This window comes from Neoluteolibacter marinus, from assembly GCF_014904755.1.
Taxonomy (GTDB): domain Bacteria; phylum Verrucomicrobiota; class Verrucomicrobiia; order Verrucomicrobiales; family Akkermansiaceae; genus Haloferula; species Haloferula marina.
Genome location: NZ_JACZFQ010000009.1, coordinates 1 through 15,909 on the forward strand (window position 1 = coordinate 1; position 15,909 = coordinate 15,909).

A 15,909-nucleotide genomic window follows, 5' to 3' on the forward strand; every position below is an offset into this window, starting at 1 on the left:
CCTTGGTCAGGGGCTCCGGGAGCAGCCTGCCTCAAGGAGCTTGCCATCACGGCCGGATCTGTCGGGATCGCTGAATGAGACCCCTGTTGCACGGTCCGACCATCACGCACGCCCTGTTGAATGGTCCTGAAATGCTGGTCTTCTACGGCCTTCTAGTCGCGTGGATGGTGGCGTTTTGGAAGCTCCTGGTACGACCCGACAGCCGCCACGTGACGTCGAAGATCGGGCTGTCTTTGTCCCTGATCATGGGAATTCTCGCGCCGCTGAAGTATATTTGGGGAGTGTTGCTGTTGAACCAGCCGATGCACCTTTCCGGCTCAGTCGATCCCATGCTATACGCGGGGAGTTTCGATATCGTCTGCTGGTCCGCCTTGATCATCGGTTGCACCGCGGCGGTGACCTTGATGCTGTCGGCATGGGCGTGGCTGCTGCCGGGATCCTCGTTGCCTCAGACAGACGGGGGGCGGGGATGAATTGGCTTGGTCGGGCGGCGGGCAGCCCCGACAAGAATCCCCGCATGGTGGTTTCCTGCATGAATTGGCAACGGGTCGCGAACGCGATTTCCGCCGCCGTGGCGATCCAGGTATCGGGGGCCCAGGTGGTGTTCGGGCCGTCAAAGGAGATCGGTGAAAGCATCACGAACGGGATTGGATTCGCCGTGGCCACCGACGTGGACGACGACGGCGATCTTGATTCGCTGGTGGCCGAGCGGCTTGGCGTCCGGGTCCTGTGGTGGGAAAACGACGGTGCGGGGAGTTTTTCCGATCGTCGCGAGTGGACCTGGGGTGGACCGGATTGGGAGGTCGTCGGGTTGGTCGATTGGGATCTGGATGGCTTGCTGGACGTCTGGATCCAGCACCAGCCGCAGGATACCTACGACGACGAGACGGGCTCGGTCTTGAGGCGCTATCTGGTGGCCCGCAACGACGGGAGCGGCTTGTTCGAGGATCCGGTGGTGGTTTTCGAGTCCGAGGCCTACTGGAGCTTTGGCGAAACGCTGATCGCCGACATCGACGGGAATTACCGGCCGGATATCCTCAGCCCGGTCCGGGTGATGACGGCCGATCCAAGCGGTGCCTTCACCACTCCACCGGTTCCGCTTCCGGAGGACGAGTGGGGCGAACGATGGAGTGCCCGGAGTGAGGTGTCTCTGGCGGACTTCGGCGGCGACGGGGTGTCCGACTTGCTGGTCGAGAGTATCTACACGGATGGCAAATTGCTCCGGATTCGCAATCTTGGGGCCGGCGGCTTTGCCGAACCTGAGACCCTGCTGCCGACCGGGTCGGTTGATGGATTTCCCCTCGTCCGATGGTTTTGTGTTCACCCGTCGGACGCTGCGCCGCCGGAAATCGTGATCGTCGAGGAGGACGTGGTGGACGATGAGCCCATCTCGACGCTGCGGTTTTTCGAGGCGGGGACCGACGCCACGTTGACCGAAGTCGCGAGTCTGCCCTTGGCGAACGGGACTGGCGAGGGTGAGGTCAACTGGCACTCGCTGCGTTGCGAACCCGCCACGGGCCGGCTCTTCATTGCATCGATCACTTTCGGTTCGGCCGAATCCCCCGTGGATCCGGTGACGAAACTACACGAGGTGACGCGATCCGGCGCGACGGTCACGCTCGTGGAAATCGTGGAGATCGAGGGATATGCCGATACCTCGCAGGTGGCGGTGGAGGAAATGAACGGCGATGGGTTTCCCGATCTCTTCCTGCCGGTTCCTCGGGCTCCTGCCGTGTTCCTTTCCTCGCCCGACCTCGTGGTCTGGCACGCGGGCACGGCGGCCGGCTTCTCCGAACTTCGAAACGAGATCACCCGGAGCCCCTACGATCCGAAGATACTTTCCGTGGCGGACATCGACGGGGACGGTGACACGGACTTGCTGGTGGGTTCGGCTGGGCTGGCCTTCGGACCCACGGACCGGATCGAATTGCTCAGGAACACGGGAGGGCCGGGGGATTTCGAGCGGGTTCCGATACCACTCCATCGCGACGCGATCGATGTGGTCGCGACCGTGGATCTGGAAGGCGAGTTCCTGATATTTCCGCCGGAGGGACACGAATTCCTGGTCCAATGCCAGCCGGGAAAAGCCGATTTCCTGGTGCAGACATTCGAATTCAGCGGCCACAGCCGCTACGAGGGCACGCTCCGCTTCGAGTGGATGTTGCAAGACGGCACGGGCGGATTTCATTTTCTGCCGCTTTGGTCTGAACCCGCGGATGGGCTGGCCCTGGCAAGCCATGTGGACTGGGACCGGGACGGGACCAAGGATGTCCTGTACGAGTCTTTCGTCCGTTTCGTGGGATCCCAAGGCTTGAGATACCGGCGGGGCGGTGGAGACACCTTCGCGGCTCCGGTTGCCGTGACCAATCAATCGAGCCTGTCCTTCGGCCCTCTGGGCAATCGGCTGACGACGGGAGCGCCGTTGATCGATCTCGATTGGGACGGCGACCCCGATCTGCTGCTCGCGGGCAATCTGTTCGGAACGTATTCGTCTTACTGGGCGGAAAACGACGGCAGCGGCGTGATCTCAGCGATTCGCAAACTCCCGTATTTCGGTCTCCAAATCACCCCGGATCTCGACGGGGACGGGCATCCGGATCTGCTCGTGGACGAGCAGATCCTGCTCGCCCGCAGCGGCGTCACGTTCGATCCGCTTCCGGTCCCGGGAGCCTATTTCAATTACTGGGACGGGAATTTCGCCGATCTGGATGCGGACGGGGATGCCGACTATTTGATCGCCGGGTCACCGGGCGGAATCAGCAGTCATCGAGATCTGGTCTGGTGGGAGAACCGGGGCGACGGCGACTTCTCACGGCAGCAGCCCTTTCCCGCGGGGAGCCCGATTGTGCCGGCCGAATGGGGGACGAGAAGGCAGAGGCTGCTCGGTGACATGGACGGCGATGGAACCCCGGATCTCGTCGTCGCATCGGGGCCCGATCCAAGGTTGGAATGGATCCGCATCAGCCGGACCCCCGAGCCCGCGGCCTTCACCGCGTGGATGGACGGGCGGGGACTTCGTGGAAACTCTGCGTCGCCCGTGGCCGATTGGGATCTCGATGGTAGCCCGAACTGGGATGAATTCGCCTTTGGCTCGGATCCCGCGGTGCCCGACCCCGGACATCCCGGCCGACCGCGGATGGAAAGGTCCCCCGGTGGATTCGTTTTCACCTTTCAACGCCGCACCGATGCCGCGTCGTTCGGGCTTTCCTATCCGACCCGCAGGAGCATCGATCTCTTGGAGTGGAACCCGTGGATGCCACCCATTGAAATGGAGGCGTCGGCCGGCGGCTACGAAAGGGTTCGCCTTCCGGTCACGCCGTCCTTGGACAGGGAGTTCTTCGACGTTGAGGTCTCGCCGCCGGCGGATCCTTGATGCCTTGTCAGGTGAATCTGCGGGTCCCGGGGCACAATCACCTTCCCTCCCGCCAAGCCGCGGCGGCGTCGGGAGCCTTGCGGGACCAGACGTAGTCGAGACGTTCGATGGCCGACTGACGGATCATGGGGTCGGCGATGTCACCGATCACCCGCGCGGCGTCCTCCCATTTTCCGGTCGCGATGAAGGACGGCACCAGCGAGGCCTGCAGGGCGTCGCGTTGGAGGGATGGGGGCTGCTCGGCGAACCATTGGGCGACCTTATCCGGATACTTCTGCTGCCACGCTGCCAGCGAATCCTGCAGCGGGCCGGGGACATCGGGGCTGTCGGCATAGCGCTCCATCCACCACTCGAGCGCCGGGCGGTCGTATTCGCGGTAGATCGCGGCACCCACGGCGGTGGCATCCATTTCGGGGCGCTTCTCCGCGGGAATGTCAGCGCTTTCCTGATATTCGCGCAGGTCCTGGAGGTAGGTGAGCAACCCCAGCGCGTCTTCCTGCGGCCAGTGGCGAAACAGCGCGTCGTTCATCGCGGCGTGGTCCTCCGGCCGGCCGGTGCTTTTCGCGAATGCGACCAGCCGCTCGCGCTGCGCCGGATCAAAAAGGGAACGGGTGGCCCAACGGCGGATAACGCCATCGCGGCCGTTCCAGTCATCTCCGCCGGGCTCCAGTTTCAGGAATTCTGCGGTTGCCCGGTCGAAATCGCGGCCGAGCATCGCGTGCAAGGCTCCAGCCCTGAGTTCGTCCTTTTTGAGAGCGTTCATCTCGTCCGCCAGCCCGGCGGGGAAGTCCCCGCTGTCCAGCCAATCGAACGCGCCGGCGGGATCCTCCATCGACCACGATACGAATGCGTTGTGCGCGATGAGTCTTGGATCCCGTGCTCCGGCCGTCAGCGCCGCGGCGGGGTCCAGCCTCATCCACGCCGCCAGGACTTCGAAGGAGAGGGGATATTGAATGGATGCCGACTGGAACAGTAGTCCCTCTTCCATGGCGGCGTAAATCTCCGCGAGTTCCGTGGCCGATAGACTCTCGAGGATCGCGAGGATCTCGGCCCGCGCCTCCCAGTCCGCATCCAGATTGGCAGAGCCCTCGCTCAGGAACTTCAAGCGCCGCAACGCTTTCGCCGCCGCCTGCGGGTCGTTGGACTTGCGGCTGGCCTGCTCCGGCGGGGCGATGATCGTCTTCCGCACGGCCGCCTCCTTCTGGAACCAACCGGCGCGGGCCATGCGTTTGCCGGCTTCCCGGCCTGTCCAACAAAGCCCCGCCAGCAATGCCAGGGAGAGGGAGGATAGAAAAACCGTCTTAGCGCGTGGCATGGTCTTCCGGGGCGGGGTTGATGACCTGATTCCTGAGTTCGCCGGGCATGGCGGCCAGCCAGGCACCAGCCGCGGCGGCGTCCAGACGCTGCCAGACGGCGAATTGCTTCCGCACCGCATCCAGCGTCCGGCCGTTATCGTCCCGGCCGGGGGACCAGTTGGACGCGAGAAGATTGTCGGCGAATACCTCGACGGTCCGGGAGACCAAACCGGATTCGCCCCGCGCTTCCGACCACTCGATCGCTTGCTCCGGCTGGTTGACCGCCCACCTCCGGTACGCCGCCTCGCGATCTTCCGGCCGGGTTTCCGGGCGCGGACTGTCCAAGACCGGCGGAGGCCATTCCATCGGCTGGAAGCGCTTGTTGGCTTCGCGGAATTTCAGCACCGATTCCTCCGGCCAACCGGCGTCCGCCATGTCGGCGGCAATGTCATCCATTTGGGCATAACCGAGCGAGTAAGCCTGCATGGTGAACGAATTAAAGTATCTCTCCCGGGAATCCTCCGGAATCTCGTCCCTGAGGATGGCGAGGATTTCCGGTCTGGAGTCCGGTTTGGCCGGTAGCGCCGCGAACAGTTCACGGAGAACGATCGACACCGACTCTGGAAGTTCCGCCCGGGCCCGGGACACGGCGGTGGCAGGGTCCTCGGCCACCCACCTGCGGGCGGCGGGCCACACGACGCTGTTCCTGGCAAGATAGGACCCGCTGTCCTTCGCCCAACGGATGGCGGCGTCCAGATCCGACTGCGACCAGGCGGAAATCACCGCGCTGACTTCCTGATACGCGTCATTTCCTCGGGCCGCGGCCGCCGTGGCCGCGGCCTCCGGGTCGAGCTGTGCCCAGCGGTAGTAGAGCATGCCGGCGATCTCCCCGTTGACCGTCCGACCGGCCTCCGCCGGCAGGGCGTCGAGCGCGACTTTCACTTCCTCAACCGAAAAACCGCGCACCACCGACCACAGCGCGGCGGTCTCCCGGCGGGAGGGGAAGTTCCGCCCGATCGCCTGCCGCAGCTCCTCCAGCCGGTCGGTGCCGGCACGCTTCGCGGCCGGCGTGACGAGACGTTTCACCATGCGCTTCACGCTGACAGCCGGAGCTCCCGCTCCGTCCCGGACCCGGCGTTCGGCGCGGTATCCCGACCAGGTCGCCACCGCGACACCCAGCACCGCCAGGAGAAGAAGGCGGAATCTCCGCCGGATGAAGTTGCGACTTATCACGTGAGTCACATGACCTATCAGGCCCCCGGTCGCGGTCAATGGATCACTTCATGCCGTCACGATCCGCGACACGAGCTGCTCGCCGGCGCCGACCTTTCCTCCGGGCCAGACGACGGAGTCTTTCACCACCGCGCCGGCGCCGACTTCGGCTCCGGGGCCGATGACGCTGGCTTCGATGATCGCCGTCGGGTCGATGATCGCGGCGGGGTGAATCTTCGGGGCAAGGTCGAGCTCGCGGTGGGCGGCGAGATAGGCCACGGGATCGCCGAGGTCGCGCCAATCACCGTCATCGAGGACGATGGCACCGAGCCGCCCTTGCCTGGCGAGTTCGAGGAAGGCCGGGATCACCGAAATCTTCTGTCCGGCGGGAATCAGGTCGAGCAGTTCGGCGTCGAAGCAGTAGATGCCGGTGAACTGATGGCTGCCTTCGGCCCGCCCGAGCATGTTGCGGATGTCCACCGCACGATCGCCCTCGAGCGCGATGTGCCGGGCCTCCCCGTCGCTGCGCAGGGCGAGGGTCACGGGGCAATCCGATGCCGCGTGGGCCGCGATCAGCCGGTCGAGGGGCAGGGTCGAGAAGATGTCGCCGTTGTGGACGAGCACGCTGTCGCCGCCAATCCAGGCCTCGATGTTCTTCACCCCGCCGCCGGTTTCGAGTAGCTCGGGTTCGGGGAAAAGATGCAGCGGAAGCCCGTTCCAAGTGCATTGCCTCGACGCGAGGCCGTTGCCTCCGGGGAGGCCGTCGCCGTCGATTTCCCACGCCCCGTCTCCCGTGACCCAACACTCCGGCAGGTGATGCTTGTTGATCGCGAATGCGGTGATTCCGGCGGCGCGGCACGACTCCATCGCCCACTCGATCAAGGGCAGGTGGAACAGGGGAACGAGCGGTTTCGGCCGCAGGTCGGTCAGCGGTCGCAGCCGCGTGCCGAGCCCGGCGCCGGGGAGGAAGGCCTTGCAAATCACCAAACCCGTTTGCCGCCGATGCTTCCTTGCGACAAGGCATTTCCGGTGGTGAGATTCGCGGAATCACACACTAATCGTTGAGAAAAACGCGCCATATACCCGTATCCCGAGCCCCGATGCAATCCGCCCACCTGTTTTTGATTCCCCTGGCCGTGACCGGCAGCGCCCTCGCGCTTCCCGAGGGCTTTGTGATCCGTGAATTCGCGGGTCCGCCGAATGCCGAGTATCCCACCGCCGTCTCCGCCGCCGCCAACGGCGATGTCTACGTTTCCTCCGACCGCAACGGCTCACTGGGCCACGGCAAGCACATGGGAAGAATCATCCGCTGCCGCGACACCGACGGCGATGGCAAGGCCGACGATTTCCTCGACTTCGTGCCGGATGTCGACAGCCCTCGCGGCGGGCACTTCGTCGGCGACACGCTTTATTTGATCCATCCGCCCTACCTCAGCAGCTTCCGCGACACCGATGGCGATGGCGTGGCGGACGAGAAAAAGGTGCTCGTCACCGGGTTGGGCGGCGGCATCGAGCACCCGCGCGGGGCCGACCACACGACCAACGGCGTGCGGATGGGGATCGACGGCTGGCTCTACATCTCGGTCGGCGACTTCGGTGCCAATCCGGCCAAAGGAACCGACGGATCGACCTACACCCTCTACGGTGGCGGGGTGCTGCGGGTGCGTCCGGATGGATCGCAGGTCGAACCGTATGCGGTGATGGTCCGCAACATCTGCGACACCGCGATCTCGCCGGAACTCGACCTGTTCAGCCGCGACAACACCAACGACGGCAAGGGCTGGAACACCCGCTTCCACCACTACACCTCGCTCGGTGACCACGGCTACCCGCGGCTTTACCAGCACTTCGCCGACGAGGCGATCGTGCCGCTGGCCGACTATGGCGGTGGTTCCGGCACCGGAGCCCTGTGGCTGAGCGAACCCGGATTCCCGGCGGAATTCACCGACGCCTTGTTCTCCTGCGACTGGACCACCGGCAACGTCCACTACCATCCGTGGAAACGCGCCGGGGCGAGCTTCGAGATCGAACAGAAGACCTTCCAGAAACTGCCGCGGGCGATCGACATCGACGTCGACGGCAACTCCCGCCTCTACCTCGCCGACTGGCGCGACGGCGGCTTCAATTTCGCCGGACCCGGCAAGCCGGTCGGCATGATCCAACAGGTGATCTACCCGGGCGGCACTCCGGCGAAGTACGCCGATGTCACCAAGGCCGGCGATGCGGAGCTGGTGAAATTGCTCGCCTCTGCCAGCGCCGTCCAGCGGCTCGAAACGCAGCGCGAGATCCTCAAGCGCGGCCAGAAGCCGGTTTTCGCCGAAGGCGTGTTCGCCCTCGCAAAGGATGCGAAACAGCCGGTTGCCGTGCGGACCGCCGCGGTTTTCACCTTCAAGCAGCTCTACGGCAAGGAGAGCACCCGCCACCTCGCCGAACTGGCGGGTGACGACGTGATCCGCGAGCAGGCCCTGCGCGCGATGACCGATTTGCGCAGCGAACTCGACGGCGTGCCGCTGCAGGCCTACACCGGCGCGCTGAAGGACAAGAACCCGCGGGTCGTGCTCCAGGCACTGGTCGGGATCGAGCGCCTGAAGGCGAAGGAAGCGGCCACGGAGATCTTCGCGGCGACCGGTGACTGGCGCGAGGCCGGCGCCTCGCCGCGGCTCCAGCACACCGCGATGCAGACCCTGGCTTCACTCGGCAATGTTTCCGCCTGCCTCGATGCCGTCACCGACACCGCCAACCGCACCCTCGCCCTGCGCGCCCTGGAGCGGATTCACACGATGGAATCGGTCAACGGGCTGCTCGCCCTGTTCGGCAAGTCTTCGGACCTCGAGCTTCGCTTCGACGTCCTCGGCGCCCTTGCCCGCCTGCATTTCCAGGAAAAACCGTGGGACCTGAAGGCGTGGTGGAACACCCGGCCGGACGACCGCGGGCCCTATTACGAGCCGGTCGCCTGGGAAGGCAGCGACAAGATCAAGAAGGCGCTGGAGAAAGGCTTTGGCATGATCGCGCCGGACCGCCAGACGGCCTTCCTTGAGATCCTTGCCAAGAACCGGATCCCGGTTTCCGAACTCAAGTTGGCCAACCTCGACCCGGTCCTTGCCGCCCTCGGTTCGCCGGAGGTCGACCGCCAGCAGCTGACCGTCCTGCTGGATGCTGCCAAGGACTCGAAGCGCCCCTTCGGCCAGCGCTACGATTGCTACAAGGCCTTGTCCCGCTTCAAGGGCAAGTCGTCGATGCCGTACCGGCTCGCGGTCCTCGCCGTGTGGTCGGAGGAAAAGAACGCGCCGGCCGAGGTCGCCGAGCACATCGACGACTTCGTCAATGAGACCGGCCGCGGGACCGAAGTGAAGCAACTCCGCGAGCTTGCTGCCAAACAGAGCAACGCCGTCAGCCGGATTGCCTGGAAGGCCCTGCTCACCGTGCTCAACAGTCCCTTGGCCAAGGAGCCGTGGAAGGCCAGTGTCCGCAAGATGGTGGATGAGAACCCCCGCGAGGTCGGCTTCTTCCAGGCCGTCGCCGATCTCAAGCTGAGCGGCTTCGACCAACAGATCGAGGCCGGCATGTCCTTTGACAACTCCGAGCTGATCAATGCCGCCAAGGCCGCGAAGGAAGCCGTTGCATCCGCCGGTGCGGCGGGCAAGAAAGTGGCCGAACTGCCGGTGGCGGAGGTGATGGCCAGCGCCATGAAGGCGACCGGTGACGTGGAGACCGGCAAGCGCTTGTACACCTCGCAGGGTTGCATCGCCTGCCATGCCGTGGACCCGAAGGCCGAGCAGAAGGGCCCCTACCTTGGTGCGGCCGGTGCCAAGTTCACCCGCGACTACCTGATCGAGTCGGTGCTCGATCCGAACAAGGTGGTCGCCCAGGGCTTCCAGACCTCGCTGCTCCAGTTGAACGACGGCACCTCGAAGATGGGCTTCGTCACCGGCGAGGCCGATGGGGTGATCGAGATCCGCGACATCGCCGGCCAGGCCAGCAAGGTCAAACGGTCCGACGTCAAGGAAGAGACCCACTTGCCGAACTCGATGATGCCGCCGGGTCTCGCCGCCGGGCTGACGGTCGAGGACTTCACCTCGCTGATCGAGTACCTGACCTCGCTGAAGGCGACCGGGGGCTGAGCGTAGCGGTCGGAACTACCGCGATCCTCCGGCGGTGACGATGCCGCCGGAGTTCGGAGTAACCCGAATGGAACGCTGCAGGCGTTCCGCAACGGGTGAATCAGTCCATCCAGCGGCCGAGGGCCTTCTCGAGCTTCTCGCCGCGGCGGACCCGGTAGCTTTCGCCCAGTTCCAGCGTCGCACGCTTGCCGGCGCTGTTCTGGAAATGGAGGAACACCGGGACCTTGCCGGGGTTCGCGCTCAGCACGTCGCGGATCTCGGCGAGGTCGTCCTTGGAATGGCGGGCGGTCCACAGGGTCAGCTCGATGGCACCCTTGACCGTGGCGCCACCGCCGCGGGACTTCAGTTCGGCGACTTCGGAGCCCATCATGCGCCGCGAGTCGGTGCGGTCGTCGACCTTGATCGAGGCCTTGAAGCGGATGACGTTGCCGGGCTTGAGGATCTCCTTGTCGCGCGCGCCGGTGAAGGTCTCGTCCCACAACATGACCTCGCGCGAACCGGTGAAGTCCTCGATGACGACGATGCCGAAAGGCTTGCCGTTCTTGCTCATCTTGGCGTCGATGCTGCGGATCATCCCGGCGAAGGGGAAACGGTCTCGCGGGTTCGAGGCGTCGATCTCGTCGAGCAGGCCGAGCTTCAGGTACTTGTCGGAATCCAGCACGCCGCGGAACTTGTCGAGCGGATGGCCGGTGACGTAGAAGCCCAGCAACTCCTTCTCCTGCGCCAGGCGTTCGTCCTTGGACCATTCCTCGATCTCGACCGCGGTGGCGGCGTTCACCGGGGCGGTGGCGACGAATTCCATGCTGTCAAAGAGCGAGACCTGGCCGGAGGCGCGGTCGCGCTGGGCGGATGAGGCGCTGGCCACGACCTGCTCGAGGCGGTGGAACATCGAGGCCCGGCTCTCGCCGGTCCAGTCGAGCGCGCCGGCCTTCACCAGGTTCTCGAGGATCCGCTTGTTGACCGCCTTTGAGTCGAGGCGGTTGGAGAAATCCTCCAGTGAGACGAAGGGCCCGTTCTTCTCGCGCTCGGCGATCGCCTGGGCCATCGCGCCCTCGCCGACGTTCTTGATCGCGGCCAGGCCGTAGCGGACGGCGAAGGCACCGGAGGGCAGTTGCTCCGGGGCGAAGCGCAACTTCGACTGGTTGAGGTCGGGCGGCAGGATCTCGATGTTCATCCGCGAGCACTCCGCGACGAAGACGCCGATCTTGTCGGTGTTGTTGATTTCGTTCGAGAGCAGGCCGGCCATGAACTCGACCGGGAAGTTCGCCTTCAGGTAGGCGGTCCAGTAGGAAATGTGGCCGTAGCAGGCGGAGTGCGACTTGTTGAAACCGTAGCCGGCGAACATCTCGATCTTCTCGAAGATCGCGTTGGCCATCTTCTCGTTGATGTTGTTCACCCGCGCCGCACCCTCGACGAACTTGGTGCGCTCCTGCGCCATCTTCGCAGGGTCCTTCTTGCCCATCGCGCGGCGCAGCAGGTCGGCGCCGCCGAGCGTGTAGCCGGCCAGGAGCTTGGCGGCGTTCTGCACCTGCTCCTGGTAGATCATCACCCCGTAGGTGTTGCCGCAGACCTCCTCCAGCAGCGGGTGCTCGAAGAAGGCCCGCTTCTTGCCCTTCTTCACCTCGATCATCTGGTCGATGAACTGCATGGCGCCCGGGCGGTAGAGGGCGAGAAGGTCGATGATGTCGTCGATCTTCTCGATCTGGTACTTCTTGCAGGTCTCGACCATGCCGCCGGATTCCAGCTGGAACACGCCCATCGTCTCGCCGCGGTTGAGGATGTCGAAGGTCGGCTGGTCGACCAGCGGTACCGCCTCGATGTCGAAGTCCGGGGTGTGCTGGCGGATGTGGTTCACCGCGTCCTGGATGACCGTGAGGTTCTTCAGGCCGAGGAAGTCCATCTTGAGCAGGCCGACCTCGGTGATGGCGCCCATGTCGTACTGGGTGACGACTTCGCCTTCGTTGCCGCGGGTCAGCGGGACGTGCTCGTCGAGCGAGCGGTCGCCGATCACCACCCCGGCGGCGTGGATGCCGACGTTGCGGGTCAGTCCCTCCAGCTTGAGCGCGTAGTCCCAGAGTTCCTGGTAGGTCGAGGAACTCTCGATCAGCTCGCGCAGCTCGGGCTTGAGGTCGAACTCGCCCTTCAGGGTCACGCCCGGCTTGGCCTCGATCATCTTGGCGATGCGGTCGGCCTCGCCGTAGCTGACACCCATCACGCGGGCGACGTCGCGCAGCACGCTCTTCGCGCCGAGGGTGCCGTAGGTGATGATGTGGGAAACACTACGCTCGCCGTACTTGTGGCGGACGTAGTCGATGACCTCCGGCCGGCGGCTCTGGCAGAAGTCGATGTCGACGTCGGGAGGGCTGACGCGCTCGGGGTTGAGGAAACGTTCGAAGAGCAGGCCGAACTGCAGCGGGCAGATGTTGGTGATGCCCATCACGTAGGCGACCAGCGAGCCGGCCGCCGATCCGCGGCCGGGGCCGACCGGGATGTCATGGTCGCGCGCCCACTGGATGAAGTCGGCGGTGATCAGGAAGTACGACGCGAACCCGAGCTGGTTGATGATGCCGACCTCGTACTTCAGCCGCTCCTGGATCTCCGGGCGGGCGGCCTTCTCCTCGCCGTAGCGTTTCACCAGGCCCTCCTGGCAGACGCGCATCAGGTATTCCTCGCGCGGCGAGCCGTCGGGCGACTCGAATTGCGGGTACTTCTCCGAGCTGGTCGAGTCGAGCTTGAGGGTGACGTTGCAGCGCTCCGCGATCTCGAGGGTGGCGTCGCAGGCGCCGGGCACCTCGGCGAACAGCTTGCGCATTTCCTCCGGCGACTTGAAGTGGACCTCCGGGGTGTAGCGCATGCGGTTCTCGTCGAGCAGCAGGCGGCCGGTGCCGATGCAGATCATCACGTCGTGCGCCTCGTGGTCGTCGCGGTTGAGGAAATGGACGTCATTGGCGGCGACCGGCTTGAGGCCGAACTCGGCGGCCAGCTTGAGCAGGCCGGGGGTGACCTTGCGCTGCGGCTCGAGGCCGTGGTCGTGGATCTCGACGTAGACGTTCTCCTTGCCATAGATGTCGACCAGCTCGGCCATCGTCTCGCGGGCCTTGGCCTCGTCGCCGAGCAGCAGCCATTCGTTGACAGGGCCGGAGATGCAGCCGGTCAGGCAGATGATGCCCTTGGCGAAGCGCCGCAGGGCGTCGCGGTCGACCCGCGGCTTGCCGTAGTAGGAGCCCTCGAGGTGGCCGAGCGAGACCAGCTTCTGGAGGTTCGACCAGCCCTCGTCGGTCTCGGCCAGCAGGGTCATGTGGCAGGACCGCTTGCGGCCGGGAATCTCCTTCTTGTCCTCCATTTTCCCGGGCGCGAGGTAGATCTCGCAGCCGAGGATCGGCTTCACCCCGGCCTTGTTGCAGTTCTGGTAGAACTCGATGGCGCCGAAGAGGTTGCCGTGGTCGGTCATGGCCACCGCCGGCATCCCCATTTCCTTGGCCTTGGCGGCGACCTGCTTGGTGCGCGCCATCCCGTCGAGCAGGGAGAATTCGGTGTGGAGGTGGAGGTGGACGAAGGAGTCGGACATCGGGCGCGGCGACTGTGGACGGCCGCGGCGGGGGAGGCAAGACGGCGGGTGAGCTGATAGGGTCAGCGGGGGGAACCTTCAAGAGGGAGCGCCGGATTCATCCGGCTTGGAGGGCAGGGGAAGTCTCATTCCTGGGGCTTTGAACGGTCCAAGCCCGCCTGCAGGCGGAACGACGAACACAGGATGCGGATCTAGGTGGGATGTAGTCCCGGCTTCGGCCGGGAGGGCTCAAGGGGATGGCGGCTCTTGCCGATGGCGCCGGCCCGTCCAAGCCGGATGAATCCGGCGCTCCCTTCCGGGATCCTTGGCAGGGCAAGGGTTTTCTGCCAATCGCTTGCAGTGCCTGATCCCGCCGAACGCTTCATCGATGCCGTTGTCCGCCCGCTGGGGGACAATGCGGAGCTGGAGATTGCCGCCCGGAATGAGCTGGCTGCGTTGATCTCCGGCGACGAGGAATCCTTGGAAAGGGCGGCCAGGCAGCTGGAGAGTGCGGGCCGAGTCCGCTGGTCGGGTTGGAAGATCGCGCTCTACGCGGTGACTTTCGTGATGTCGCTGGTTTCCCTCGAAGTGGCCAGGCGTGGAGCGGTAGTGGCACGGAAGCTTTCCGAGATCGCAATGGGAACCACCGGGGACACCCGCGACCTCCCCGCACGCCGGATGAGTGCGGAGGATTGCCTGCTGCTGTTCGGCGATACCAGCAAACACCTGAAGTCGGAGCGGATGAAGGTCCTCTGGGATGCCGCGCCGGACAATCCCGCTTACTTTGCTGAGTATTCGATCCTTCATCGGATCGATCACGACTCACTGCCGCCGGATTTCCTCGCAACGGCGGAACGGCTCGATCCTGACAACGCCTGGTTCACCCTGATGGCGGCTTCCGCAGTCGGGAAGGACGCGGTGACGAGGCTCAAGCTAACCGGCAAGGAGCGGAAGAACGGGGCCTTGCCCGGTTCCCGGCTTGTGGATGAAGACCGCTACCGCGAGGCGCTGGAATTGGTGGCGAAGGCGGCGTCGCAGTCGCGTTTCGATTCGTACCAGGACGACCTGATCGCCAAGCGGATCCCGCTGCTCCCCAAACGGACGGACTTGGTGAGCCAGATCCTGCCGATCGCCTACCTGGCCGGATCACCGGCGGACACCATCCGGTTCCGCTCCATTGTCGATGTGGTCGACGCCGAGTGTGCGGCCTTGGCGGCAAACGGAGACGCGGAGGGCCTGGTTGATCTCGCCGCGAAATGGGAGGCCTGTCTTGGCCTGTGGTCGGAAGCGGACAGCGGCTCGCTGGTCGATCCGATGGTTCTCAAGGTGTGCATCCACGCCCACGCCAAGCGCATGGCGGATGCTGCGGGGAAATTGGGGCTGGAGGAAGTGCAAGCACGGTGGGCTGCCGTGGACGAGCAGCTCACACAGGAGAAGGAAGCAAGGGACCGTCACGGTGACCGATCGTTGCGAATGAAGGGAGGGATCTTCGCGGGGCTGGCCCTGCCGGCCGTGGCGAACCAATCCGTGAGCGCCCCGATAATCACTGACGAGGACCTCAGGCCGGGTCGGCTGGTGGATCACGAACTGTTCGGGCGTGTCTTCTCGAGTTTCATTTGGCTGGTACTCGGCCTCATGGCTTCCGCCGCGGCGTTCTACCGGATGCGGGCGAGTCTGCTGGTTCGCCGGCTTTCCCTGCGGTTTGAGGCACTATTTCGCCCCGCGGATTGGCTGTGGGTGATGGGCGGCGGGATCGTGCTGCCGTTTGCGTTTTATCAGGTGGTTTACCGGCTGACACCCTTCGGAGCACGGGACTGGAGCGTGACGGCCAGCGGTTTCATGGTGCCGGGCGGCCAGTTCAGTTCCATGGGCATGCTGATGATCGTGATGCCGGTGCTGATCGCACGCTGGCGGCTTGGCGCGCGGGGAGATGCATTGGGTTTCAGAAAAGCGCGATCTTGGGCCGGATGGGGCGCGGTGGTGTGCGGCGCCCTGGCGATCCCGGTGTTCGGCATGTCTTTCAAATCGGGCGAGGCCAGCGAGTCGGTGACGAAGGCGGCGGCGGTCTTGCTCGGAGTCCTCATGCTCGCTTGGCTGGCGGTCGGCATGCGGGCGGTTTTCGGGCGGAAGGCAGAGCTCATGCGGCGCCTGACGATGACCCGCATTCTGGTTCCGGCCTATGTGTCCGGGATGCTGCTCATGGTGACTTCGATGCCGGTGTATCACGCATTGGAGAAGCACTGGCTCGCGCAGGACCGCTTGATGGAAATTACCCCTGAATCACCGGGCTGGACCCGTTACGAGTACCAGGTCGCGCAAGCGATGCGGGCGGAGCTGCGGGAGATGCTCGGGATGTAGCAC

At 64.9% G+C, this 15,909-nt stretch carries 8 protein-coding genes; 4 read left to right on the forward strand and 4 right to left on the reverse strand.

The annotated features are described in order from the left end of the window. Nucleotides 1-74: 74 nt before the first annotated feature. Nucleotides 75-473 carry a hypothetical protein gene (locus IG178_RS02160; RefSeq protein WP_193210855.1) on the forward strand — a complete coding sequence of 133 codons (399 nt, stop codon included), beginning with the start codon at nucleotides 75-77 and terminating at the stop codon, nucleotides 471-473. Beyond that, a complete protein-coding gene (locus IG178_RS02165; RefSeq protein ID WP_193210856.1) occupies nucleotides 470-3,373 on the forward strand; it encodes an FG-GAP repeat domain-containing protein in 2,904 nt (967 codons plus the stop codon). Before IG178_RS02160 ends, IG178_RS02165 begins: the two co-directional genes overlap by 4 nt. A gap of 37 nt (nucleotides 3,374-3,410) precedes the next feature. On the opposite strand, the gene IG178_RS02170 is transcribed toward IG178_RS02165, so the two are convergent. The 3 genes from IG178_RS02170 to IG178_RS02180 are packed head-to-tail and all read right to left on the reverse strand — an operon-like array spanning nucleotide 3,411 to nucleotide 6,864. Then, the gene (locus tag IG178_RS02170; protein WP_193210857.1) at nucleotides 3,411-4,688 is read right to left on the reverse strand and encodes a hypothetical protein; all 1,278 of its coding nucleotides are present in this window, start codon (nucleotides 4,686-4,688) and stop codon (nucleotides 3,411-3,413) included. Beyond that, on the reverse strand, nucleotides 4,675-5,901 hold the full coding sequence (locus tag IG178_RS02175; protein WP_193210858.1) for a hypothetical protein: 1,227 nt from the start codon (nucleotides 5,899-5,901) through the stop codon (nucleotides 4,675-4,677). Before IG178_RS02175 ends, IG178_RS02170 begins: the two co-directional genes overlap by 14 nt. 48 nt (nucleotides 5,902-5,949) lie before the next feature. Continuing rightward, the gene (locus IG178_RS02180; RefSeq protein WP_193210859.1) at nucleotides 5,950-6,864 is read right to left on the reverse strand and encodes a sugar phosphate nucleotidyltransferase; all 915 of its coding nucleotides are present in this window, start codon (nucleotides 6,862-6,864) and stop codon (nucleotides 5,950-5,952) included. Between the two features lie 116 nt (nucleotides 6,865-6,980). On the opposite strand from IG178_RS02180, the gene IG178_RS02185 reads away from it, so the two are divergent. Beyond that, a complete protein-coding gene (locus IG178_RS02185) occupies nucleotides 6,981-10,001 on the forward strand; it encodes a DUF7133 domain-containing protein (protein WP_193210860.1) in 3,021 nt (1,006 codons plus the stop codon). Nucleotides 10,002-10,101: 100 nt separating this feature from the next. Here the strand turns inward: IG178_RS02185 and dnaE are convergent, their stop codons facing one another. After that, entirely contained in the window at nucleotides 10,102-13,569 is a 3,468-nt protein-coding gene (gene dnaE / locus IG178_RS02190) for a DNA polymerase III subunit alpha (RefSeq protein ID WP_193210861.1), read from the reverse strand. A gap of 339 nt (nucleotides 13,570-13,908) precedes the next feature. Between dnaE and IG178_RS02195 the strand changes: the two genes are divergently transcribed. Beyond that, nucleotides 13,909-15,906 (forward strand): hypothetical protein, encoded by a 1,998-nt coding sequence (locus tag IG178_RS02195; RefSeq protein ID WP_193210862.1) that lies wholly within the window; start codon nucleotides 13,909-13,911, stop codon nucleotides 15,904-15,906. The last annotated feature ends 3 nt before the right edge of the window (nucleotides 15,907-15,909 follow it).